20 protein-coding genes are annotated in these 25,759 nt (G+C 35.1%); 9 read left to right on the top strand and 11 right to left on the bottom strand.

Annotated elements, in window-relative coordinates; translation table 11 throughout:
- Positions 1 to 170: 170 nt before the first annotated feature.
- Genes DM444_RS19300 through DM444_RS19310 form a run of 3 tightly spaced genes read right to left on the bottom strand, consistent with a single transcriptional unit; the run spans position 171 to position 2,262 of the window.
- Positions 171 to 464, bottom strand: coding sequence for a DUF3861 domain-containing protein (locus DM444_RS19300; RefSeq protein ID WP_111290139.1), 294 nt, complete (start codon positions 462 to 464; stop codon positions 171 to 173).
- Positions 465 to 484: 20 nt separating this feature from the next.
- Complete coding sequence (locus DM444_RS19305) at positions 485 to 1,216, bottom strand: LytR/AlgR family response regulator transcription factor (protein ID WP_111289671.1); 732 nt, start codon at positions 1,214 to 1,216, stop codon at positions 485 to 487.
- Positions 1,213 to 2,262: a sensor histidine kinase gene (locus tag DM444_RS19310; protein WP_111289673.1), complete on the bottom strand. Its 1,050-nt coding sequence runs from the start codon at positions 2,260 to 2,262 to the stop codon at positions 1,213 to 1,215. The genes DM444_RS19305 and DM444_RS19310 overlap by 4 nt, the downstream gene beginning before the upstream one ends.
- A 265-nt stretch (positions 2,263 to 2,527) precedes the next feature.
- Between DM444_RS19310 and DM444_RS19315 the strand changes: the two genes are divergently transcribed.
- The 4 genes from DM444_RS19315 (at position 2,528) to DM444_RS19330 (ending at position 9,151) form a co-directional block, all read left to right on the top strand.
- On the top strand, positions 2,528 to 3,691 hold the full coding sequence (locus DM444_RS19315; protein ID WP_111289675.1) for an efflux RND transporter periplasmic adaptor subunit: 1,164 nt from the start codon (positions 2,528 to 2,530) through the stop codon (positions 3,689 to 3,691).
- A gap of 5 nt (positions 3,692 to 3,696) precedes the next feature.
- A complete protein-coding gene (locus DM444_RS19320; RefSeq protein WP_111289677.1) occupies positions 3,697 to 6,867 on the top strand; it encodes an efflux RND transporter permease subunit in 3,171 nt (1,056 codons plus the stop codon).
- Positions 6,868 to 6,885: 18 nt separating this feature from the next.
- Positions 6,886 to 8,292 carry an efflux transporter outer membrane subunit gene (locus DM444_RS19325; protein ID WP_111289679.1) on the top strand — a complete coding sequence of 469 codons (1,407 nt, stop codon included), beginning with the start codon at positions 6,886 to 6,888 and terminating at the stop codon, positions 8,290 to 8,292.
- Between the two features lie 355 nt (positions 8,293 to 8,647).
- A complete protein-coding gene (locus DM444_RS19330) occupies positions 8,648 to 9,151 on the top strand; it encodes a hypothetical protein (RefSeq protein ID WP_111289681.1) in 504 nt (167 codons plus the stop codon).
- 67 nt (positions 9,152 to 9,218) lie between these two features.
- Here the strand turns inward: DM444_RS19330 and fucP are convergent, their stop codons facing one another.
- The 7 genes from fucP to DM444_RS19365 form a co-directional block, all read right to left on the bottom strand.
- Entirely contained in the window at positions 9,219 to 10,523 is a 1,305-nt protein-coding gene (gene fucP, locus DM444_RS19335) for an L-fucose:H+ symporter permease (RefSeq protein ID WP_111289683.1), read from the bottom strand.
- Positions 10,524 to 10,643: 120 nt separating this feature from the next.
- On the bottom strand, positions 10,644 to 11,087 hold the full coding sequence (locus DM444_RS19340) for a MaoC/PaaZ C-terminal domain-containing protein (RefSeq protein ID WP_111289685.1): 444 nt from the start codon (positions 11,085 to 11,087) through the stop codon (positions 10,644 to 10,646).
- Between the two features lie 109 nt (positions 11,088 to 11,196).
- A complete protein-coding gene (locus DM444_RS19345; protein WP_111289687.1) occupies positions 11,197 to 12,270 on the bottom strand; it encodes a Gfo/Idh/MocA family protein in 1,074 nt (357 codons plus the stop codon).
- 2 nt (positions 12,271 to 12,272) lie between these two features.
- Positions 12,273 to 13,496 carry an extracellular solute-binding protein gene (locus DM444_RS19350; RefSeq protein WP_111289689.1) on the bottom strand — a complete coding sequence of 408 codons (1,224 nt, stop codon included), beginning with the start codon at positions 13,494 to 13,496 and terminating at the stop codon, positions 12,273 to 12,275.
- A complete protein-coding gene (locus tag DM444_RS19355) occupies positions 13,496 to 14,635 on the bottom strand; it encodes a CaiB/BaiF CoA transferase family protein (protein WP_111289691.1) in 1,140 nt (379 codons plus the stop codon). The genes DM444_RS19350 and DM444_RS19355 overlap by 1 nt, the downstream gene beginning before the upstream one ends.
- A 97-nt stretch (positions 14,636 to 14,732) precedes the next feature.
- A complete protein-coding gene (locus DM444_RS19360; protein WP_111289693.1) occupies positions 14,733 to 15,875 on the bottom strand; it encodes a CaiB/BaiF CoA transferase family protein in 1,143 nt (380 codons plus the stop codon).
- Positions 15,872 to 17,020, bottom strand: coding sequence for an ABC transporter substrate-binding protein (locus tag DM444_RS19365; RefSeq protein ID WP_111289695.1), 1,149 nt, complete (start codon positions 17,018 to 17,020; stop codon positions 15,872 to 15,874). The genes DM444_RS19360 and DM444_RS19365 overlap by 4 nt, the downstream gene beginning before the upstream one ends.
- 398 nt (positions 17,021 to 17,418) lie before the next feature.
- Between DM444_RS19365 and DM444_RS19370 the strand changes: the two genes are divergently transcribed.
- The 4 genes from DM444_RS19370 (at position 17,419) to DM444_RS19385 (ending at position 21,071) form a co-directional block, all read left to right on the top strand.
- Positions 17,419 to 18,273 carry a fumarylacetoacetate hydrolase family protein gene (locus tag DM444_RS19370; protein ID WP_111289696.1) on the top strand — a complete coding sequence of 285 codons (855 nt, stop codon included), beginning with the start codon at positions 17,419 to 17,421 and terminating at the stop codon, positions 18,271 to 18,273.
- A gap of 16 nt (positions 18,274 to 18,289) precedes the next feature.
- A complete protein-coding gene (locus DM444_RS19375) occupies positions 18,290 to 19,303 on the top strand; it encodes a zinc-binding alcohol dehydrogenase family protein (protein ID WP_111289698.1) in 1,014 nt (337 codons plus the stop codon).
- Positions 19,304 to 19,430: 127 nt separating this feature from the next.
- Positions 19,431 to 20,228 carry an SDR family oxidoreductase gene (locus DM444_RS19380; RefSeq protein ID WP_111289700.1) on the top strand — a complete coding sequence of 266 codons (798 nt, stop codon included), beginning with the start codon at positions 19,431 to 19,433 and terminating at the stop codon, positions 20,226 to 20,228.
- A gap of 6 nt (positions 20,229 to 20,234) precedes the next feature.
- Positions 20,235 to 21,071 (top strand): amidohydrolase family protein, encoded by an 837-nt coding sequence (locus DM444_RS19385; protein ID WP_111289702.1) that lies wholly within the window; start codon positions 20,235 to 20,237, stop codon positions 21,069 to 21,071.
- An 80-nt stretch (positions 21,072 to 21,151) separates the two neighbouring features.
- Here DM444_RS19385 and DM444_RS19390 read toward each other — a convergent pair whose 3' ends face one another.
- Positions 21,152 to 22,837 (bottom strand): glycoside hydrolase family 28 protein, encoded by a 1,686-nt coding sequence (locus DM444_RS19390; protein WP_111289704.1) that lies wholly within the window; start codon positions 22,835 to 22,837, stop codon positions 21,152 to 21,154.
- Positions 22,838 to 23,291: 454 nt separating this feature from the next.
- Here DM444_RS19390 and DM444_RS19400 point away from each other — a divergent pair, with 454 nt between their 5' ends.
- Entirely contained in the window at positions 23,292 to 25,739 is a 2,448-nt protein-coding gene (locus DM444_RS19400; RefSeq protein ID WP_239455726.1) for an L-rhamnose mutarotase, read from the top strand.
- The last annotated feature ends 20 nt before the right edge of the window (positions 25,740 to 25,759 follow it).

Consider the following 25,759-nt stretch of genomic DNA (forward strand, 5'->3'; position numbering starts at 1 on the left):
GAAATTAAACTTCTTTTAGGAAAGCATTTAGTGGGACATGCATTAATTGAAAAACGGGATATTGTTGGAAAATATTGCCAGTAAGAATTAGATTATTTATTTCTTAGCCAAAATTTAACATTCAAAAGTTGAAAGAGAATAAGCTTGAAGTCTTATTCTCAAAGGTGTTTTTAAAGACTTTTTAATTTTTTCATGAAGATTGGAAAAACTTCATTTAATTCATCAAAAAGCGGATTTTTGCGATTTTTTATTTTGATTTCGCTAAATAATTTTAATCCTAAAGCAAACTGAACTGCTTGAGAATCGTCTGGAAAAATGTTTTTTTCTTTGATTCGTTCTATAATTGCGAAAATTTCGTCGTGATTGTCAAATTCGATTCCTAATTCTTTTGCTGGCTGAGTTTCGCCGTTTGCATATTCCTTTAGACTTAAAGTCAGGTAATATTTGTTTGATCTTTTTTCCATGATTTTTTGTAATTCTAATTTTATTTCAGCCACTTATCGACTAGTGTTTTAAAAGCTTCTTTATATTGTTCGCCGATTGTAACTTCTATTTTATCAATAAAAATGAAGTTTTTACTAATTGCGCTTATTTTATCTAGCGAAACAATAAACGAACGGTGAACACGCATAAATTTTGATGAAGGAAGTTTTTCTTCGAGAGCTTTTAGAGAAATCAGTGATAATAAAGCTTTTTGAGAATCTTCAAGATGTACTTTTACATAATCTTTCAGACTTTCGATATAAGTAATGTCTTTTAATGAAATTCTAACCCATTGGTATTCGACTTTTAGAAAGATAAATTCATCATCAGCCGCAATAGTATTAAAGTGATTATTAGCTTCTTCTGATAATTGTAAAACTTTACTCGAAGCGCGAAGGAATTCTTCGTAACTAAAAGGTTTCAAAAGATAATCGACTGCATTAACACGATAACCTTCAATTGCATAATGATTGTATGCCGTTGTAAACACGATTTTTGGCAACGGTCCAGGCTGATCTTGAAGAAGTCTTGCCAATTCCATTCCGCTCAAATTGGGCATATTGATGTCTAAGAAAACTAGATCAGGTTTTGTTTCTCGAATGATACCCATTGCGTCTACAGCATTGTCGCATGTTGTTATTAATTCTAAAAACGGAGTTTGGTGTATAAACGTTTCTACTAGTTTTAAAGCCAATGGTTCATCATCTACCGCTATACATTTTAATAAGGTCATTGCTCTAAAGTTATTTTCAGTTTAATTTTATATGTTCCGTGATTGGTAACTCCAAAAGTGATAGAATGCTGATTTGGATAAATCAATTGCAATCTACGTTTGGTATTGGTTAAACCAATTCCGCCTTCATCAGAAACTGATGTTTTTTCGAAGAAAGTATTTTCTACTTCAAATTCAAGATCAGTATCATTTTGCGAAAGTTTAATGTGTATTTCGCTTTTATCAGTTGCATGAACGCCATGTTTAAATGCATTTTCTACTAAAGGTAATAATAACATTGGAACAATTGGATAATCATGCAGTTTTTCAGGGATTTCTGTAGTGATAGTTAATTTACTATTGGCACGAAGTTTCATCAAAGCGATAAAATCTTTTAAGAATTCAACTTCTTTAAATAATGTCGTTCGTTCGCCTTCTGTGCTGTAAAGCAAATAACGCATCATTCGGCTTAAAGTATGAAGTGCATTTCTAGAATCTTCAATATCAGTATAAGTAAGCGAATAAATGCTATTAAGTGAATTAAAGAAAAAATGGGGATTTATCTGTGCTTTCAGCATGGCTAATTCAGCCATAGTTTTGTCTTGCTCTAATTTAAGTTTATGCTGTGCAGCTTTCTGCCAATGCTGTAACATGGCCCAGCTCGTACTGATTCCTAAAACCAGTAATGTCAGTGTAAAAACGTAATTGTCAAAGTACGGATTTTTATATTTTTTAAAACCAATTGCTTTACTAATTTGATTATGAAGATCCGTTTGAGAAGTATAAAAATAAGCGATTAATTGTAATGTAAGAATGGCAAGAAAGGCCCAGATTAAATAGAGAGAAGTATTGTCTTTAATAATGGTTTTTGGAACAACGATTTTTGCTGTTGAATAAAAAACAACTATTAAAAGAAATAAGATTATACTCTGCCAAAGCCAGAATGCTTGCGGAAGTACAACATTCCAAGTTAAAGGAATGTAAAACAACATAAGATACCCTAATAAGAACCATCCCAGTATGTGTAATCCAGTAAAAAGATAAGGTCTAAAAAAGTTTGGTGTCATTTTAATTTCTGATTTTAAGGACAATATTACATTTTATTTGAATATAAAATTTGAGCAATCGCCCAAACCCGATTTAGAGTCTCTAAAAAGCATTTTAGAACCGATAAGATAAAAATTAAACACTTGTTTAATATTTAAAAAAATTCCGTCGGCTGTCATCTTGCCTTTATCGATTGTCTCTCGCTCTTCGTCTATTTGAAAAATTTCGTGTGTTATATTTTAGTTCTTTTGTTGGCATATAATAGATAATTACACATTTTTCAAGATGAAGAAGCAATCATTTTTAAGTATTCTCGCAGCCTCAGTTATTATCGCTTCTTGCGGTAATAAAAATGATAAATCGGCACAAGCCGGCGGTGCACCGCAAATCAAAGAGTATAAAACTGTTGTATTACAGCCGGAATCTGCTACATTAAACAGCGACTTTCCAGCTAGTATACAAGGACAGCAAAATATAGAAATCCGTCCAAGAGTTGAAGGTTACATCGATAAGATTTTTGTTGATGAAGGAGCAGTAGTAAAAGCTGGACAGCCATTATTTAAAATCAGCGCGCCAGAGTATGAACAACAAGTTCGTACAGCAGCAGCAAGTATTAAAAGTGCTCAAGCAGAAGTAAGTTCAGCAAAATTGGCTGTAAATAAAGTTAAGCCATTGGTAGAAAAAGGAATCATTAGTAAATATGATTTAGAATCTGCTCAATATACTTATGAGTCAGCTGTTGCGGCTTTGGCTCAAGCAAATGCAGCTTTAGTAAATGCTAAAGTTAATTTAGGATATACAACTGTTACAAGTCCAGTAAATGGAGTTGTAGGCTCAATTCCTTTCCGTTTAGGAAGTTTAGTAAGCTCTAATACAACAGAACCTTTAACAACAGTTTCTAGTATTGGAAATGTCTATGCTTATTTCGCTATGAACGAAAAAGCACTTTTAAACTTTACTAAAGAAAACAGTACTGGAGCTTCATTAACTCAGAAAATCAAAACCATGCCAGCGGTTTCATTATTATTATCAGATGGTTCGGCGTATGATGAAAAAGGGAATATTGAAACCGTAAACGGATTGATCAATACTGAAACAGGAACTGTAAATGTAAGAGCTCGTTTCCCAAATCCAAAAGGAATTATCAGAAGCGGAAGCAGTACCACAGTTCGTATTCCAAAAGACATAAAAGAAGGAATCATTGTTCCTCAAAGTGCAACGTTTGAACTTCAGGATAAAATGTTTGCGGTAGTATTAGGAAAAGACAATAAAACAAAGAATGTAAATATTACGGTGCTTGAAAATACAGCAGGAAATTATTACGTGGTAACAAGCGGTTTACAAGCAGGAGATCAAATCGTATTAGAAGGAGTAGCTTCATTAAAAGAAGGAACTGAAATTAAAGCCCAAACTCAAAGCCAGGAAACAGTTTACGCCGAATTAAAATAAAAAAAATGTTTAAAAAATTTATACAAAGACCCGTACTCTCGACGGTAATATCTGTTATTATCGTTATTTTAGGTGTTTTAGGCCTAATTGAGTTACCGATTTCTCAATATCCGGATATTGCACCGCCAACGGTAAACGTGGCAGCAAGTTATACCGGAGCCAATGCAGATGTGGTACTTAAAAGTATTGTAATTCCGTTGGAAGAACAAATTAATGGTGTAGAAAACATGACTTACATGACTTCTACAGCCACAAATGATGGAAATGCTTCTATTAAAGTTTTCTTTAAAGTGGGAACCAATCCTGATTTAGCAGCGGTAAACGTTCAAAACAGGGTTTCGAGAGCAACAAGTTTACTACCTGTAGAGGTAACTCAGGCAGGGGTTACTGTTACGAAAAGCCAGAGTAGTAACTTGTTGATTTTCTCTTTATACAGTGATGATAAAGCTTACGACCAAACGTTTCTTCAAAATTATGCGAAGATTAACCTTGTACCACAGATTCAGCGTGTAGTTGGAGTAGGTGATGTAACTGTTTTTGGTTCAAAAGATTACTCTATGAGAATCTGGCTGAAACCAGACGTAATGCAGCAATATAAACTGATTCCAAGTGATATTTCTACAGCTTTGGCTGAGCAGAATATCGAAGCAGCACCAGGTAAATTTGGTGAAAACGGAAATCAGGCGTTTCAATACGTAATTAAATATAAAGGACGTTTAACCAGCGCTCAAGAATTTGAAAATATTATTATCAAATCTGTTGGGAACGGACAAATGTTGAGACTTAAAGATGTGGCTAAAGTAGAGTTAGGATCTTTAAGTTATTCATCAACTATTAAAACAAACGGTGTAGAATCGGCAGCAATGGCAATCAGCCAGACTCCGGGATCTAATGCACGAGATGTAATTATCAATTCTAAAAAACTGATTGAAGAAGCTGCAAAGAGTTTTCCAAAAGGAATGAAATACACCATCATGGTGGATGTCAACGAAAATCTGGATGCTTCTATCGAGAAAGTAATTCACACTTTGATTGAAGCTTTTATATTGGTTTTCATCGTAGTATTCATTTTCCTTCAAGATTTTAGATCGACTTTAATTCCGGCGATTGCAGTTCCGGTTGCGATTGTAGGTACGTTTTTCTTCCTGAATTTATTCGGATTTACGATTAACTTACTGACGCTTTTTGCAATGGTACTTGCCATTGGTATTGTGGTCGATGATGCGATTGTGGTCGTTGAGGCGGTACACGCCAAACTCGATCACGGATATAAATCGGCTAAAAAAGCGACTATTCATGCAATGGACGAAATTTCGGGAGCGATTATTTCGATTACTTTGGTAATGGCCGCGGTATTTATTCCAGTAACCTTTATTAACGGATCAACTGGAGTTTTCTATAAACAGTTTGGTATTACACTGGCTGTTGCGATTATTCTTTCGGCAGTTAACGCCTTGACTTTGAGTCCAGCTTTATGTGCGCTTTTATTGAAACCACATGCCGACGATCATAAACATAAAAGCTATTTACAGCGTTTTTATACTTCATTCAACGTTGCATTCGATAATGTTACGGCACGATACAAACGTTCTGTAAGTTTCCTTTCTGCGAAAAAATGGATTGCATTGGCTTCAATCGTAATTGCTGGTGTGGCATTGGTTTATATGATGAAAACTACACCTTCAGCTTTCGTTCCTTCGGAAGATCAGGGAACTGTTTTCGCGAATATTAGTTTACCGCCATCAGCTTCGATGGAACGTTCAGATATTATTGCGAAAAGAGTTGATAGTATTGCGAAAACTATTCCAGGAGTTAAAAATACACTTCGTATTGTTGGACAGAACTTTACTGCGGGAGCGGGAAGTGCTTACAGTATGGTAATTGTGAAATTATATCCTTGGGATCAGCGTGATTTAAGTGTGGATGATGTAATTGGACAGCTTTTTGCTAAAACTAGCGGTATTCGTGAAGCAAGTATTTTCTTCATTTCGCCTCCAACGATTCAAGGTTTTGGACAAAGTGGTGGATTTGAATTCCAGTTACAGGATAAAGGAGGACATACAACTTCTGAGTTTTATAAAGTAAATAATGAGTTCTTGGCAAAATTAGCAGAACGTCCAGAAATTCAATACGCAACGACGCCATTCAACCCTGGATTCCCTCAGTATATGATGGATATTAATTTAGCGAAAGCGAAAGATGCTGGAGTTTCTGTAAATACTATTCTGTCAACAATGCAAGGTTACTATGGTGGATTGTACGCTTCGAATTTCAACAAATTCGGTAAACAATACCGTGTAATGGTTCAGGCAGCTCCAGAATTTAGAGCGAATACAGAAGGATTGAATAAAATATTCGTTCGAAACAGTGCAGGAAATATGGCACCAATTACAGAGTTCGTAAAAATGACAAGGGTATTTGGACCAGAATCTATTTCGAGATTTAACTTATTTACGTCAATTTCGATTACGGGAGCACCAAAACCAGGTTATAGTTCTGGAGATGCTATTAAAGCAATTCAAGAAGTGGCTGCAGAAAATCTTCCAGCTGGTTATGGATATGAATTCTCTGGATTAACTCGTGAGGAATTAGCTTCGGGAAGTGAAACGATTTTCATTTTCTTATTGTGTTTGGTATTCGTTTATTTCTTGTTAAGTGCGCAGTACGAAAGTTATATTTTGCCATTTGCAGTATTATTATCAATTCCGTTTGGATTGGCGGGAGCTTATTTATTCTCGATTATTTTTAAACTGAATAGTAATATCTACTTGCAGATTTCCTTAATCATGCTTATCGGACTTTTGGCGAAGAACGGTATTTTGATTGTCGAATTTGCTTTGGACAGAAGACGTAAAGGTCTGCCTATTGTACAAGCGGCGATTGAAGGAGCAGTAGCACGTTTACGTCCGATCTTGATGACTTCATTTGCTTTTATTCTCGGACTTGTTCCTTTGATGTTTGCTTCTGGCGCAGGTGCTGTTGGTAATAAATCTATTGGTACAGGAGCCGTAGGAGGTATGTTAATTGGTACAATCTTAGGAGTTTTCGTAATTCCTGTATTGTTTATCATTTTCCAAACATTACAAGAAAAAGTAAGCGGACCAGCAAAAGATGGTTATGATGATGAAGATGACGATGAAGACGAAATTCATTTAATAGAAGCTCACAAAGAGTAAAATTTAATTACAATAAAGATGACGAATAGTTCAAATAAATATATTTTACTGGTAATAACAGCCGCACTAATTAGTGCGTGCTCTGTTACCAATAAATACGAACGCCCCACAACTTTAAAAACTGATCAATTGTACCGTGATGAGTCTTCAACAGATTCGACTTCAATTGCAGATATGCCTTGGAATACTGTTTTTAAAGATGAAAAACTGAATGCTTTAATTCAAAAAGGATTAGAACAGAATTTGAATCTGAAAAATGCAATTGAGAATATTGTGCAGGCAAGAGCTTCTTTGCGTCAAAGCAAATTGGCTTATTATCCAACATTGCAATTAGATGCTAATGTTACGCATACAAAACAATCTCAGGCAGGATTAAACTTTCCTTCAGGAATCAACATCAATACTTTAACAACAACTTATAAGTTAGGTGTAAGCACTTCTTGGGAAATTGATGTTTGGGGAAAACTAAGCAGTTCTAAAAGAGCGGCTTTGGCAACATATTTAGCTTCTGATGCTGCAAAACAAGCAGTTCAAACACAATTGATCGCAGATATTGCAAACAATTATTTCTTGTTGTTGGCTTATGACAAACAATTGGAAATTACAGAACAGACTTTAAAAAGCCGTATCGAAAATGTGGCAACAATTAAAGAGCTAAAAGAAGGTGCAATTGTAACTGGTGCGGCTGTAGTTCAAAGTGAAGCGAATCAGCATGCGGCGGAAGTTTTAATTCCAGATTTAAAACAAAATATACGTGAGACAGAAAACGCTTTAAATATTTTGTTAGGACAAGCTCCTGGACCAATTGAAAGAGGTGTTTTAGGAACGCAGATTATTCCTGAGAAAATTGCAATTGGTATGCCAGCTCAATTATTAAACAATCGTCCTGATGTCCGCCAAGCGGAATTTAACTTCAGAGTGGCATTTGAGTCGACTAATTTGGCTAAAACTTATTTCTATCCAAGTTTGACACTTACAGCAAGCACAGGATTTTCAAATTTAGAATTGAAAGATTTCTTTAGTAATTCTATTTTTTATTCGATTATAGGAGGATTAACGCAGCCTTTATTCAATAACGGACTTAATAAAATGAGATTGACAACAGCTCAATCCCAACAATTACAGGCATATAATAGTTTCCAGCAAAGTCTTTTAGTTGCGGGTCAGGAAGTTTCAAATGCTTTGTATTCGTATCAAATGGCTGTTGAAAAAGAAGATTCGAGAGCAAAACAAATTGCAGCTTTAGAAAAAGCAGTAGACTTTACTCAAGAACTTTTAGAATATAGCTCTGCAACCAATTATACAGACGTTTTAACATCGGAACAAAACCTTTTAGCAGCTCAGTTAAGTGGAGTAGCAGATAATCTGCAGAAATTACAAGCTGTTATTAATTTGTATAGAGCATTAGGCGGCGGCTGGAAATAGTATTTTGATTTCTTAAAATTGTACGTTTGTCGCTACAATTGTGCTTTTGGTCTAAATTTTATTCTATAATGATAAATTGTATTTACTTTTGATTCATCCAAAAACGGATAAGTAAATATGTGAGTTAGTAATCGTTCCACATTGATCATTTTATATCCAATATTATGGTCGCTATTAAAAGAAAACATGACTTAAAAATGCCTCAGAAATGAGGCATTTTTTTTAAAAGCTATGTCGGTAAAAAGGCACTATTCGTCGATTAGTTCAGCGGTTCTGTATAATGAATGCTATAAGCTTAAATATTGGCATTAATTTCGATTAATATCTACTAAAATTAATATTTAATTCTAAAGACATGAAAAAGTTAGTATTCGCCTCAGTGCTATTTATGAGTGTATTTTTTGCTCATGCCCAACAAGTTTCAATCAATGTTAACATTGGTACTCCTCCAAATTGGGGACCACAAGGTAACGACGACAGCAGATATTACTATTTGCCAGACATTGATGTGTATTATGATGTAAATCAAAGTGTATTTATCTACGAGAGCAACGGAAAATGGGCTCGTGATAAAAAACTTCCTGCAAATTACAGACAATATGATTTGTATTCAGGCTATAAAGTGGTTTTAAATGATTACAAAGGAGATACTCCTTATAAATATCATGCAAAACACAGAGCGAGTTATCCAAAAGGTTACCAAGGAAAACCTCAAAAAAATAGAGGAGAAAAACCAAAAGGTAACAATGGAAACCAGAATGGAAACAGCAAAGGGAATAATAAAGGAAAAGAAAATAATAACTCCAAACAACAGTCATCAAACAAAGACCACGATCACTCTAATGGAAAACACCATTAATCTTAAACACGACTAAAAGAAAACGCCTCCAATTGGAGGCGTTTTTGATTTATATATATATCAAAATCTATTCTGAAACTGCTTTTACTTTATGTCCGTAAGTTCCGAAAGAAAGAATAATCAAAAAGCAGATTAACGGAATAATATATCCTGACTGAATATCATCATGATTCATGTCGATTAGAGTTCCCATTCCGTAAGGAATAATCGCTCCACCAACAATTGACATTACTAACCAAGAAGACCCTGTTTCTGTATTCGATTTTAAGCCTTTAATTCCCAAAGAGAAAATAGTTGGGAACATAATTGACATAAAGAACCCAATTCCTCCAAGTGCATAAATTACCACAATTCCAGAGCCATAGATTGCTACTAGACAAAGTAAAACGCTCATTACGCAATAGATAGAAAGCAAAACATAATCTTTCACAAACCTTAAAAAGAAAGTTCCAATAAAACGTCCCGCCATAAAAAGGAAACCATAAATTCCTAAGTAATATCCAGCTGTTTTTTCGTCTAATCCAGCTCCTTGCTGTGCAATTCTGATAAAGAAACTTGTTATGCAAACCTGCGCACCAACATAGAAAAATTGCGCTGCAACTCCCCAGCTTAAATGTCTAAATTTTAAAACGGAGAAAAAACCTGGTTTAATTTCAGCCTCAGCGTGAGTAGCTTTCATAGAAGGCAATTGCACAAAATAGAATACAATTGCTACTAAAACCAAAATGCTTCCCAATACAATATAAGGCATTTTTACAGAGGCTGCTTCTCCTAATAAATAAGCCGCTTTTTCAGCTTCAGGCATTGCTGCCATTTGTTCTTTTGTATGATTTGTTCCAGAAAGAATAAATAATGAACCCACGATTGGCGCTACCATTGCTGCTAATCCGTTGAAAGAAGCAGCTAAATTCAATCTTTTTGAAGAAGATTCAGCTGGCCCTAAAATCGCAGCATACGGATTGGCACTGGTTTCTAAAATGGTTAATCCGCAACCAATTACAAACAAAGCAAATAAGAATAATTCATAAGTTCTAGTATTAGCTGCAGGAACAAATAAAAATGCTCCAATTGCAAAAACTAATAAACCTGTGATAATACTGTTTTTGTAACCAAACCTTTTAATCAGCATTCCAGCTGGAATTGCCATGATAAAATAAGCAAAGAATACAGAAGTATCGATAAGAGTAGATTGGCGATTGTTTAATTCGCAAGCTTTTTTCAAGTGCGGAATCAATACAGAATCAAGATTATGGGCCATTCCCCATAGAAAAAATAGGCATGTAACTAAAATAAAAGGCAAAAGGTATTGATTTCCTTTTCCGCCTTCTGTCGGCACTTCGTGTTGATCGCCAGCTTGGTTTGTAATTTGCATTTTTTAGATAGTTTTTGTTTTTATTTTTTGAGGTTCTAAGATTCTAAGTTTTTTCCTTTTGCCACAAAGGCACTAAGTCGCAAAGTATTTAAAAACTTAGCACCTTAGAATCTTAGCATCTTAGGACCTTTTCTTCACAAGCAATAGATGATCACAAACCAAAACGACTTCACCGCGTTGGTTAATGATTTCTACATGCTCTGTGACAGCGCCCAATTCAGGGTTTTTAGCTTCGCCTTTTTCAGAAATAGTGATTTCAGAATGAATTGTATCGCCAATGTGAACAGGTTTTACAAAACGCATTCTGTCGTAACCTCTTGAAAAAGCTTCTGGATTTATTTCTGATGCAGTCAAACCGATTCCGATACTGAAAACCATGGTTCCGTGTGCAATCCTTTGGCCGAAAGGTTGTGTTTTACACCATTCTTCGTCCATGTGGTGTGGGAAGAAATCTCCCGTGTGTCCAGCGTGAACTACAAAATCAGTTTCTGTTATCGTTCTGCCGACCGTTATACGTTTATCGTCGATGGTATAATCTTCGAAAAAAGTCGCTTTAAAATACATAATTTAATTACTTTTTATTCGTCATACTCTTTCAAATAAATGTCAAAATCACGTTTGTTTTGAAGAGGACTAAAATTTTGTTTTTTGGTTTTGAAATATAGTGTTTTAATTACACTTCATCAAAAGAAATTCCACCATTTTTACTGCTGATGTAGCAAGCTTCTACAACTTTCATTGTGCCTAAAACATCTTGTACGCTGGCAGACAATTTTTCATCAGAACCTTCTTTATAACGCATCAGATTTGACATTGCGCCAATAAAAGCTTCAGGAAACCAAGAACCTTCCAATTTAACTTCTGTCCATTGGTATTCATTTTCGCCTTCTTTTACTGGTAAAGCATATTCAAAAACGTCAGGAAGACCGTCGGGATAGTTCATCAGCAAGCCCATTTTTGCTCTAACAGCGCCTTTTGTTCCTTCCCATTTTATATAGCTTTCTTCGTGTTTCGGCCCAAAATGATGATCGTGATTAGTATTAATAACCACATGCATATCTTCGCCATAATCTAAAATAATGGTAGATCTGCTCGAAGATAATTTTTTAAGAGGATGTTTGGCAGTTTTCGCCATTACACCTTTCGGATTTCCTAGGAAAGAACGAATACAATCGATATAATGAACGCTATGAAAAAGAATCTCCAATCTTGGATGTTCTTTAATTAACGGAAACAATTCCCAAGGAGTATTTACAGTTACTTTGAATTCAAAATCGTATAACTGCCCCAAAATCCCTTCGTTGATTAAATAGCGTGCAGCACTTACAAACGAAGCAAATCTTAATTGAAAGTTAATCGCTGCTACCAAGTTTTTTCTTTCGCAAACGGCTACAATTTCGCGTGCCTGACTTAAATCATTGCCCATTGGTTTCTGAATCAAAACTGCAGCTCCATCAGGCAATTGCTCTAAAATTTCGATGTATTGATCAGGTAAAACCGTAATGTCATAAACAGCGTTTGATGGCGCATTTTTAACTGCATCAGCAACACTTTCAAAAACATGGTCGATTTTGAATTCTTTCTGTAAATCGTGTGCTTTTGAAATTGTTCTATTTGTAATACCAAAAACTTTAAAACCAGCCATTTCGTAAGCAGGAAGATGCGCATCTTTTACAATGCCGCTTGCCCCAATAATGATAATTGGCTGTTCTGTTTCAGGTAATAAAGGTTTATATGGAATATTCATATCTATTCTATTTTTTGAATATTAATCTGTGTTTCTTCTAATAATTGTGCCGAAGGAATATCGCTATTAATGGCTTTTAAAACCATATGGTCTATAAATTCGCAAACCTTTGGCCAAATTGGAGTTTGTGGTAATGTCAAAGCATTTTCGTGAAGCATTTCCAACTTATGATAAAAAGGAATCAAAGTATTGATTTCTTCATCTTTCCAAGTTGATTTTCTGCAGCCAATTCCGCCTTCTTTCGTCAACAATTTATCGCTTTCAGCAGTCGTGGCAAAACGTAGAAAATCATAAGCCAATTTTTTGTGTTTGCTTCCTGAACCAATGGTGTAAAGCCAATAGACATTTAAAGATGCCGTTTTATGATTTGGATCGGATGGAAGAGAAGTAATATCAATTTTGCCTTTTACTTTCGATTCTTCAATCACTTCAGCCATTGAGGCAAATCCGAACCAGTTGATTGCCATTGCAGCTTGTCCTTCGGCGAAAGCCAAACCAGCTTCAACCGAACCAAATTCCTTAGATTTTGGGTGAACGGCATTTTTATTATTGACAATTTTTCGATAAAAATCTAAAGCTTGAACTGCTGCTTCGCTATCGATGCAAATTTGATTTTTATTGTTGATTAAAGAACCTCCACGCGTCCACAATTGCAGGCAGAAGTCAAAGACCATATTGTGTCCATCTGGATAATTGGCAAAAATACTGCCGTATAAATTTTGTTCTGGGCGATTAAAGAAAGTTGCAATTTCAATAAATTCCTTCCAAGTTTTTGGTGTTGAAAGTTCGTAACCAAATTGCTTTTTGAAATTCTCTTTTTCAGTTTCGTTTTCGAATAAATCTTTTCTGTAAATCAAACATTCCGGTCCGTCGTGAAAAGGGAGTCCGTACGTTCCATTATCCAACTTTTGTAAATGCAAAAGCGATTTATGCCAACCGTAAGGATAATTCTCAGGCGGATTTTCTGCTATAAAAGGATATAAATCTTGAACCGCTTTTTCGTGTACAGCATCAAAAATCCAGTCGGTGTTGATGTGCGCAATATCCCATTTTCCTTCTTTTAAGCCTTTCTTAGAAATCGTGGTTTCATACAATTCATGAAGTTTCATTGGAATCATTTCAGATTCAACTTGAATATTATTTTGAAGACAGAAAGCGTCCCACAGCTTTTGGAGTGTGCTTTCGAAGGGATCGAATTTTCGAACGGCGATTCTAATTTTTTCCATTAACAGTCTATAAATTCTTTAATAATTTTCTCGTTGTCTTGACCCAGTTTCGGCGAACCTTTTCCAGAAGTCAGATATTCACCGTCAATTTTTATGGGACAGCGTGTTGTTTTATACGTATATCCGTCAAGCATTTCGACTCGCTGCGTAAAATTCAAAACCTTAAATCCGTCCTCGGCAAATAACTGCTGATAGTTTAAAACTCCTGCGCACCAAATGTCGGCTGGTTCTAAAATATCCAGCCAAAATTGTGTTTCCTGCGTTTGCAGATGATCGGCAAGAATATTTTTTATTTCGTCTCTAAGCGTAAATTTATTTTCAGGGAAAGCCAATAAAGCATCACATTGCAGCAGAGAAGCCAAAACAGGAATCGATCCCATTGCTAATGCTAAATAACCATTTTGGGTTTTGTAAATTCCGTATGGCGCACCCAAATAGGCGTGTGCATTATTCGTTTTAGTTCGAACAGGCAATTCTCCTCCGTCATTAAAGAAAGTGGTAATCGTTTCAAATTGAAAATCAAATGCCGATTCCAGCATACTGACTTGAATTTGTGCGCCAATATTATGAGTTGCTTTTCGGTATAAAGCGGCTAAAATTCCTTGAGCTAAATGTGCTCCGGCAAGCATGTCAACAATCGACAATCCCATTGGAACTGGACCATCTTCTTGATTTCCGCTTAACCAAGTTAGTGCCGTTAAAGATTGTAAAAGCAAATCTTGTCCCGGTAAATCTTTCAAATCGGGATGTTCTCCAAAACCTGAAATAGATCCATAAATCACATTTGGATTAATGCTTTTTACGTCATCATAACTCAAACCAATGCGTTCCATCACGCCGGGTCTAAAATTGTGCATCACAACATCAGCTTTTGCTAATAGTTTTTTTAGTTTTTGGAGCTCTTCTGGCTGTTTAAAATCAATCGCAAAAGATTCTTTGTTTCTGTTGATGGTATGAAAAACGGACGATTCGCCATTCATAATCAAATCAGAAGTATATAAAGTACGGCAGATATCTCCCGTTCCCGGTTTTTCAATTTTTATCACGCGCGCTCCCAAATCGGCCAGACGCAAACTCGCTGACGGCCCCGAAAGAAACTGACTGAAATCTACAATTAAATAATCTTCTAATGGTTTCATGTTGTGTTTAACCGTTTTATCGTTTATTTGTTTAACCGTTAATTCGTCGTTTTGTTTAATACGATTAAACGATTAAACAAATAAACGATTCAACAATCTAGCGAATAAACTCTTTATGTATAATCAAATTATCTTGTCCAACTTTTGGTGCTGCTTTATCACTTAATAAAATCTCACCATCCAACTGAATTGGACTTCTGGTGGTTACCAAAGTTTCGCCTTCGGAATTTTTTACGGTTTGTTTCAACTGTAATTCATTTACAAAAGGCTGATTATCCAGTTCTTCGTAATTAAAAACTTTTCCGCACCAGATGCCTTCTTTCTGCAAAATTTCGATCCAATAATCAGAAGTTTGGGTTTGAATTCTTTCACTTAAAATCGTTCTGATTTCGTCGCGTTTTTCAAACCAAAGATGTTTATCCGCAAATGCATTTAAATCCAAACCTAAAGCTTTTCCAATAAAAAGTAAATCACCCATTGCAAGAGATAAATAACCGTCCTGCGTTTGATAAACTCCATACGGAGCACTCAGAAAAGCATGCGCACTTCCTTTAATATCACCACGTTCAGGCAGTTGACCGCCATCATTTAAGAAAGAAGTAATCGCTTCAAATTGCACATCTAGAATAGATTCTAACAAGCTGACTTCTACCAAAACTCCTTTTTTGGTTTTGGCTCTTTTTAAAAGTGCTGCTAAAATTCCCTGTACAAAATGATTTCCGCACATTAAATCAGCAACTGCCAATCCAAAAGGAACTGGCCCTTGACTTTTACGTCCGCTTAACCAGCTTAATCCAGAAAGCGATTGTAATAATAAATCTTGCCCCGGTTTTTTTGCCCACGGACCTTCATTTCCGTAACCTGTAATGGTTCCGTAAATAATTTGGGGATTTATAGAAAGCGTATTTTCAAAATCTAAACCGATTTTTTCCATCACTCCAGGTCTGAAATTATGCGTCATAATATCCGCCTTTTCGATTAGTTTTTTGATTAAAACCAAATCGTCAGGATTTTTTAAATCGGCTGCAAAAGATTCTTTATTTCTGTTAATCGTATGAAAAAGCAAACTGCTATCATCAACAAATAAATCTTTGATGCTCAATTGTCTGCAAGCTTCACCTTTTACAGGACGCTCGATTTTGATGACGCGTGCGCCCAAATCGGCTAGTTTTAAACCAGCTGAAGGTCCTGCTAAAAACTGGCAGAATTCTAGAACAACTAATCCTTCTAAAGGTCTCATACGGTCTGGATTTTTAGAGATTCCGCGTAAAGCGAATTCATTTCTTCCAATACTTTTAATTCTTCTCCTCCATTCATCAAATAATTACGAACCACATCTCCCGCATGATCTTGGAAATACATATGACCGTAATATCTCGGACGAAGGAAAGCACGTTCTAACGCAGGAAGTGTATTTTTAAAATAATCGTGCGTTACACCATTAATTCTTTCGCTTTTCCAAGCTTGTAAATGTCCTGGCTGACCGCCGTTATCGGTATAAATATTTTGCTGTACTTGTGATGAACACGTAAATTCAGCGTATTTTATGGCAGTTTCAATATGTTCGCTGAATGAAGAAACCGCTAATCCAGTTCCTCCCAAAGAAGAAATCATCGGATTATCATTCAATTTGACTAAATCATAAAAATGTAAAAGGTTTTGGCTGTAGCCAATGCGGGAATAATTAGAATAACCATAAGCAAAAGGGCAATAGGCAATTTCGTCTGAATTAACCATCGCCTCATAAACCTGAATTGGATTACGGTTAAAGTTAGCTGGATCAATTAATTGAGCTAATTCTCTAAACATTTGAAGCGCTTTGATTCCTATCGTTTCAGAAATCACTTTTTCTTCAGAAAGAAAAGGAGCTTCACCCAAACTGCAGCAAAACATATAAAAACTCATTAAAACATCTACTGGAATTCCAGCAAAAGCGACTAAACCTTTTTTCGCTAAAGCCAATAAATCATCATAAGTTTTAGGAACTTCTAAATTATTTTTTTCTAAAAGATCTAAGCGGGCAGAAGCAACCGGAGTTGCAGCATCGATAGGAAGCGCCCATAATTTGTCGTGAAAAACATAACTTCCGTATGATTTTCCAACCGTATTACTTTCTTGATCTTTAATATATTCATTTGATAAATAATCAGATAGCGGAAGAATTGCTTTAGTCTGTGCTCCAAAACCTGTCCAAGGATGATCAATTACCAATAAATCAAATCTTTTGGCTAAGTCTTCGATAGAGGCATCGGCAAATTCTTGTAAACTTCTCTTTTCCCAAGAAATTTCAACTTCGGGATGTAGTTCAGTAAAACGTTGCGATGTAGCAACCATTGGAAGTAAACCTCTTGTATGGTTCCAAGTTATGCCTTTTAATTTTATCATTTTATATAAGAATTTTTGATAATGTAATCGATTGTATTAATAAATGTAAAAATTACAATTACAAAAGTAGGAATAAGATTGATATGAACAAGAAATCATTTATTTTTAAGAAATCTTTTTTACTTAAAGTGATAAATAGGACTGTAATTTTTACAAATCATTTAAAAATTGTTATAATTTATTAAAGTTTGATCATTTTTAAAGGCAGAAAATAAAATATATCTCGGATATTAATTTTTAAAAAGTACTTTTGTAATTGTGTTTTTTACATTTATTATTTTTGCTTCAGCTTTTTTAGCAATTTTTGAATTAGTAAATGGTAAAATATCTTGTAAAATAAAATCGTGATGAAGCTCTTTCATCGAAAAAGAATAAACTAACAATAAAAATATACGATTATGAAATTAATACGTTTTGGAGAAATCGGAAAAGAAAAACCTGGAGTTTTGATTGGAGAAAAGAGATATGATGTTTCTTCGATTGTAACCGATTTTAACGAAAGTTTCTTTGAAGAAAACGGATTAGAGAAATTAAAAAAAGCGCTAGAAAGCAATTCGTCTTTGCCAGAAGTTGATGCTTCGGTACGTTTGGGGTCGCCAGTTGCTCGTCCTTCAAAAATTATATGCATTGGTTTAAATTATATTGATCATTGTAAAGAAACAAACGCTCCGATTCCGACAGAACCTATTATTTTCTTCAAATCGACAACTTCTTTATGCGGGCCAGATGATGATTTGATTATTCCAAAGAATAGCGAAAAAACAGATTGGGAAGTGGAATTGGCTTTTATTGTTGGCAAAAAAGCAAGTTATGTTGAAGAAGCAGAAGCTTTAGATTATGTTGCTGGTTATGCTTTATTGAATGATTATAGTGAAAGAGCTTTTCAGCTAGAACGTGGCGGACAATGGGCGAAAGGAAAAGGAAGCGATACTTTTGCGCCTCTTGGACCTTTTTTGGCGACAAAAGATGAAATCGCAGATGTTGATAATTTAAAGATGTGGCTGACGGTAAACGGTAAAAAGTACCAAGACAGTAATACTTTGAATCTTGTTTTCAAGATTCCTTATTTAGTGCATTATTTAAGTCAGTTTATGACTTTGCTTCCGGGCGATATTATCAGCACAGGAACGCCTCCGGGAGTTGGTTTAGGAATTAAGCCAGATCCGATTTACATTAAAGCGGGCGATGTTGTTGAACTTGGAATTGAAGGTTTAGGAACAAGCAAACAAAAGGCTGTAGCATATCAAAAATAAATTTAAGAAGTATAAAATGAAATATATTGTTTGCGAAAAACCGCAGGAATTTCTACTAAAAGAAACCAGTATTCCAGAACCAAAAGAAGGGGAAGTTTTATTGAAAATTAAAAGAATCGGAATCTGCGGAACTGATATACACGCTTTTGGTGGCACTCAGCCGTACTTTGAATATCCAAGGATTTTGGGTCATGAATTGGCTGCTGAATATGTAAAAGGAAATGCAGAAGGTTTTAAACCGGGAGATAAAGTAACTTTTATTCCGTATTTCAATTGCGGAAAATGTGTTGCGTGCCGAAACGGATTGACAAACTGCTGTGTAAATATCAAAGTTTTCGGAGTTCATATTGATGGCGGAATGGCTGAATATGTTTCGATTCCAGAACAATATTTATTGCACGGTCAAGGTTTAGATTATGATGAACTGGCTTTGGTTGAACCGTTAGCAATTGCAGCGCACGGAGTTAGAAGAGCAGCAGTAAAACCAACTGATACCGTTTTGGTAATGGGAGCAGGACCAATCGGAATTGGCTTGATTCAGTTTGCTAAAATTGCTGGAGCAAAAGTAATTGTAATGGATATCAACGATTACAGATTGAATTTCTGTAAAACAGAACTAAATGCAGATGAAACGATTAATCCGTTAAACGATGATGTTGCACAAAAATTAGCTGAATTAACAAACGGCGATATGGCAAACGTGGTTATTGATGCAACTGGAAATCAGAAAGTGATGAACAGCGCTTTTAATTATATTTCGCATGGCGGAAGATTTGTTTTGGTTGGACTTCAAAAAGGGGAATTAAGTTTTAGTCATCCTGATTTCCACAAAAGAGAATCGACTTTAATGAGCAGTAGAAATGCAACTATTGAAGATTTCGAATATGTAATGAAATGTTTGAAAGAAGGTAAAATCGATCCGAAAAAATACATCACGCACAGAACAAGTTTTTCTGAAATGATTACTGATTTTGGGAATCTGATTGATCCGAAGAATAATGTGATTAAGGCGTTAATCGAAATTGAGTAATTAGTTATTAGTGAAAAGTAATTAGTGAAATGTGAAATGTGAGAATGTTTAAGTAGAATATTTTTACATTTCACTTTTCACTTTTCACATCTTACATCTCACAAATCACATCTAACACAAAAACGAAATGGATTTAAACTTAAAAAATAAAATAGTTGTCGTTTCTGGTTCAGCTGGAAAAGAAGGCAGTATTGGAGAAACGATCGTCAACAGATTGGCTGATGAAGGAGCTATTCCGGTTTTAGTTGATAGAAATGCAAGAGGTTTCGAATACGTAGAAAGACTTCAAAAAAGAGGCGTTAATTCATTATTTGTGCAGACTGACGTAACGGATCCTGTTGCAATAGAAAACGCTGTAAAAGTAATCGGAGCTAAATACGGAAGAATTGATGCCATCGTAAATAATGTCGGTGTAAATGACGGAGCAGGATTAGATTCTAGCTACGAAGAATTTATGAACTCTTTGAAATTGAATGTGGTAAGTTATTTTCTTTTAGCTAAATATTCACTTCCGTATTTAAAAGAATCAAAAGGAAATATTTTGAATATCGGTTCAAAAGTGGCTTTAACAGGGCAGGGCGGAACTTCGGGTTACGCTGCTGCGAAGGGTGGTGTTTTAGGTTTAACCAGAGAATGGGCGGTAGATTTGATTCAGTACGGAATTCGTTCGAATGCGATTATTATTGCAGAAAGCTATACGCCAGCTTACGAAGATTGGATTAAAACATTACCAGACGGACAGACTGTTTTGAATAAAATCAACAAAAGTATTCCGTTAGAAAGTCGAATGACTAAAACCGAAGAAATTGCAGATACAGCACTTTTTATCATCTCAGAAAAATCATCACATACTACAGGACAATTTGTTTTTGTAGATGGAGGTTACGTACATTTAGATCGCGCATTAATCAGCGATGTTAATTAAAAAGTTATGAGTAAAAGAATAGATTCCCATCAGCATTTTTGGAAGTTTGATCCAGTTAGAGACAGCTGGATTGATGAAACGATGCAGAATATCCAAAGAGATTTTCTTCCTGAAGATTTACAGCCATTATTAAATGCGAATGATTTTGAAGGTTGTGTTGCTGTTCAGGCAAGCCAATCGGAAGAAGAAACTCAATTTTTATTGGATTTAGCTTCTAAAAATGATTTCATAAAAGGAGTTGTCGGTTGGATCGATTTGCGAAATGAGAATATCGAAGAACGTTTGCAATTCTTTTCAGATCAAAAAAAGCTGAAAGGTTTTAGACACGTCGTTCAAGGAGAAGCTGATGATTTTATGTATGGAGAAGCATTCAGAAGAGGAATCACAGCTTTAAAAGCATTTAATTATACTTACGATATATTAATTTTCGAACGTCAATTACCAGCGGCAATAAGTTTAGTTCAAGATTTTCCAAACCAAAAGTTTGTAATTGATCATATCGCGAAACCAGATATTAAATCAAGAAGTATTGATTCTTGGAAAAAAGGAATTGAAGAAATTGCAAAATACGATAATGTTTGGTGTAAAATCTCAGGAATGGTCACAGAAGCCGACTGGAAAAACTGGAAACCAGAAGATTTAAAACCGTATTTAGATGTAATTTTTGAAAATTTTCCAGTTGATAAATTAATGTATGGTTCAGATTGGCCTGTTCTAAATGTAGCTTCTGATTATAATGAGGTTGTAAAAACTTTAGAAGATTATATTTCGAAGTTTTCTATTGAAGAACAGAATAAGATTTGGTTTGAGAATGCGAATGCTTTCTATAGTTTGAATGACTAAATATTCAATTTTAGATTTATAATAAAAAAGCGTGAATTATTAATTCACGCTTTTTTGTTTTAAAATTTGAAATTTGAAAATTAAAATTTCACCGCTTTTTTAGGAACGTTTTTATCAATAGTTGTCGTCTTAGAGAAATTAATAGAAGAACCACTTAAATCAATATTCTTACTCGCTTCACCATTAATCGTAATTGTATTTGAAGAAGAAGGATTAAACTCGATATTTTTCAGCGAAAGGTTTTTAGTATTGTAAATTTCGAAAGCATTCTTAGCTTCAATATCCAATTGAGCGTTGCTGATTTTAATTCCGTTAGCATCAATTATAGAAAAACCTTTTTGAGCTTTTGCAATTAGGTTTGTGATTTCAATATTTTCTAAATTCATTTCAGGAAGACCTTGTAAAAATACGGCTTGTTGGGCACCTTTTATTGTAATATTTTTGATCACTATATTTTTAAACTGAGGCGTTTCTTCGTTTACTGGAATTGCTTTTGTGCTTACCGTATTGCCGCCTTCAGCTAAAGTTTCAGCAATAGATTTTCCTCCGTAATACAAATCGAAAGAAATCGCCTGAGATGGAATATCAGTCATAAAAACGTCTGAGATATAAATATTTTCAACGACACCGCCACGTCCGCGAGTGCTTTTAAAACGAAGACCAACATCAGTTCCCATAAAAGTACAATTGGAAACGTGCAGATTTTTTACACCTCCAGACATTTCACTTCCAACTGTAACACCACCGTGACCATGATATACGATATTGTTTTTTACAATGATATTTTCGCAAGGAACACCTCTGTCGCGTCCGTCTTTATCTTTTCCAGATTTAATGCAGATGGCATCGTCTCCAACATCAAAACTTGAATTTTCGATTACTACATTTTTACAAGATTCAACGTCAAGTCCGTCACCGTTTTGAGAAAACCACGGATTACGAACCGTAATGTTTCTAACAATTAAATCTTCAATTAATAAAGGGTGAATATTCCACGCAGGTGAATTTTGAAAAACGGGTCCGTCAAATAGAACCCTTTTGCTATTTTGAATACTCACCAATACTGGACGCAAGAAATCATGAATTGCTTCAAAATCTTCTTTAGTTTTCAAATCATGGCGAATATTCTGATCGGCACCTTTAACCCCTTTTAAGTATTGTTCAGAAGGATACCAGCTGTCTTTCTTTTCATTTAAAACACCGCCCGAAGCTACAAATTTCTTCCATTGTTCGTCTGTCAATTTGCTTTTTTTAACTTGTCGCCAAGCTTCACCAGAACCATCCCAAACGCCATTTCCGGTAAAAGCAACATTCTCTAAATTTTTGCCGTAAATAGGAGAGATGCATCGCCAAGTATTTATACCTTCAAAACTGGTTTCGATAATTGGATATAAAGTTTTGTCTGTCGAGAATTTGATTAAAGCGCCAGTTTGAGCGTGAAGTTCAATATTGCTTTTTAAGATAATTGGACCTGTAAGCCAAATCCCAGGAGGAATAATTAATTTTCCACCGCCTTTTTTAGAAAGTGCATCTATAGCATCAGCGAAAGCTTTTGTGTTTAAAACATAACCGCCATTTACAGCTCCAAAGTCTTTTAGATTTACTGTATTAGCAGGAATTACAGGTTCGTTAACTTTTAGCATTTTAAACTCAATATTCGCATAAGTATCTGCCAAAGCTGTGTTTTGAGCATTGCCAGTCTGCGAACTCATACAAAGCATAATTGCCATTGCAAGAGAAAAAAGATTTAATCGGTTGGTTTTCATTGTTAGTAATTTTTTGGTGTTATTTTTATAGATGTGAAAAATTACTTCTCACATAAATAATAATATTTGAATGTAATCGATTACACAAATCTATAAAAAAAGTTTAAAAGATAGCCACGAATTCACGAATTTTCTTTTAATACTTTATCTAAAAAATATTATTTCGAATTTATTCGAATAAATAATCGCAAAGATTCTAAAAATAAAATTCGTGAATTCGTGGCAAAAAAAACTCAAACAGGAGGGTACAGGATGCATCTAACTTTATGTTCGAGTAAATTGGACGAATTATTTGGTAAAAGTGTTAAAAATACATTTATATGTAAGTTATATATGCTTAAAATTGACTGCCTTATAATTTTTACCCAGAAAAAAATCAAAATATTAAATAATGCGTTTGAATTCATTTACTAAAATCCTGAGCTTCTTTTTAATCTTCTGCATCTCGTTTTCTATGAATGCGGCTGAAATTTGGGTTTCTTCAAAAGGGAGCGATAAAAACTCAGGAACAAAATCAAATCCGCTGGCAACGGTTCACATGGCAATGCGAAAAGCCAGAGAACTTCGTCGTTTAAAAGATCCATCGATTAAAGACGGAATCCGAATCATAGTAATGAATGGAACTTATTATTTAAACGAACCTTTGTTTGTTCGACCTGAAGATTCAGGAACAGCAGACAGTCCGACAACAATTGAAGCCGATGTAAATGCAAAACCAATTATAAACGGTGGAATCGAAATTAAAAATTGGACAAAATCGACAACGGTTATCAACGGACTAAAAAAAGGTGCCGTTTGGGTGGCAGATGCTCCTAAAAAGGCGGGAAGCCTAATTGATTACAGACAATTATGGGTAAACGGTAAAAAAGCTGTTAGAGCCAAAAATACTACTGGAACCGCAATGGAGCGTATTTTATCGTGGAATCACGAAGAACAAACTTGTTGGATTCCGTTTAAAGATAAATCGGTGAAGTTTGAACCGGGAATGGAAATGTTTATTGTGCAATGGTGGTCAAACGCTAATCTTCGAATCAAAAATATCGAAGTTCAAAAAGACAGCGCAAAACTTTCGTTTGAAGAACCAGAAAGTCGTATTCAAAGCGAGCATCCGTGGCCTGCACCGTGGATTTCTAAAAACAACGGGAATTCAGCTTATTTCTTAAATAACGCTTTTTCGCTTTTAAATGAACCCGGAGAATGGTATTTAGACAAGAAAAATGCTAAAATCTATTATATTCCGAGAGCTGGAGAAGAAATTAATTCGGCAATTGTAACTGCGCCTGTTTTAGAAAATCTGGTTGAAGTAAAAGGAACGATCGATTCGCCTGTGAGCCATTTTAGATTTAAAGGAATTTCATTTCAGTACAGCAATTGGCTTCGTCCTTCACAGCAAGGTCATGTGCCGTTGCAGTCAGGTTTATATTTGTTAGATGCTTATAAATTGAAACAGCCGGGAACACGAAATCAGGCGAATTTAGAAAATCAAGCTTGGGTGGGAAGACCTCGCTCGGCAGTTGAAGTAAATTATGCTAATAATATTCAGTTTGAATCTTGTCGTTTTGAGCACTTGGCTTCGACTGGTTTAGATTTAAATAAAGGAACAAATCACAATACGGTAAAAGGAAATTTATTTAAGGATATCGGTGGAAGTGCCATCAATGTTGGGATTTTCTCTGAAGAAGCTTTCGAAGCGCATTTGCCTTTAATTATAAAAGATGAAAGAGAAATGTGTTCTGATGAAGTGATTTCAGATAATTTAATCACCAATGTAACCAATGAAGATTGGGGAACTTTAGGAATTAGTGCAGGTTTTGTTCGAAATATAACCATTGAACACAACGAAATTTCGGATGTGTCGTATTCCGGAATGGCGATGGGCTGGGGTTGGACGCATGCGCCAAACGTAATGCAGAACAATAAAATTCTGGCGAATAAAATTCATCATTATGCAAAACATTTACATGATGTAGCAGGAATTTATACGCTTTCTGCACAGCCCAACAGCCGAATTGAAGAAAATTATATCGACAAAGTTTACAATAGTCCGTATGCGCACGATCCGTTTTTATGGCTGTATTTATATACCGATGAAGGAAGCGAAGGTTTTACGATAAAAAACAATTGGATTGCCGAAAAGAAAATCCTTAAAAACCATAACGGTCCAAAAGGAAATATCTGGGAACACAACGATCCGTATGTAAGTACTAAAATAAAAGATGCAGCGGGAATCAGAGCGCCTTACAAAGATTTAGAAAAAGAAGTCGTAATCGATGAAAAATGGGGATTGCAGGAAATGCCAAAGCCGTATGCAATCGAATTGATAGGTTCTGATTTTGATATCGAAAAAATCAAATCGACTTTGGTTGGGTTTAGAATTGTTGGTCAGGAATTGTACCAATGGAAAAATCATTTGGTGATTTACGGAAAAATGAATCAGCCGGAAAGAACGAAACGAAAACTGGCGGGAGCTTTCCCTTCTTTAGAAATTAAAATCTATGATGATTTGGTTTATGATTTTCAAAACTTCGAAAGATGTAAAGATTCAAAACCTGCATCAGATTGGGAAAATGTGGTTTTAACTGCGAATCTTCCTGCTGATGAAAAATTGCAAAAAGAATATGTCGATTATCATAAAACGCAATTTGAAAAATGGCCAGAAGTGGCAAAAGGTTTCTGTAATGCTGATTTTCAACAATTGCAAGTCTTCAAAAAAGACAGACAATTAATCTTAGTAATCAGTATTCCGAAAGGAGAAAATCTCGATAAACTAAATCCAAAAACAACTGAAAATAATCCTCGTGTAGACGAATGGAATGCCCTAATGAAAAAATACCAATCAGGAATTCAAGGTGCAAAACCAGATGAAACCTGGATATTTTTAAACAAAGTAGAAACTAAATAAAAAAGAGATAGCCACGAATT

This window comes from Flavobacterium ginsenosidimutans (assembly GCF_003254625.1).
Taxonomy (GTDB): Bacteria; Bacteroidota; Bacteroidia; order Flavobacteriales; family Flavobacteriaceae; genus Flavobacterium; species Flavobacterium ginsenosidimutans.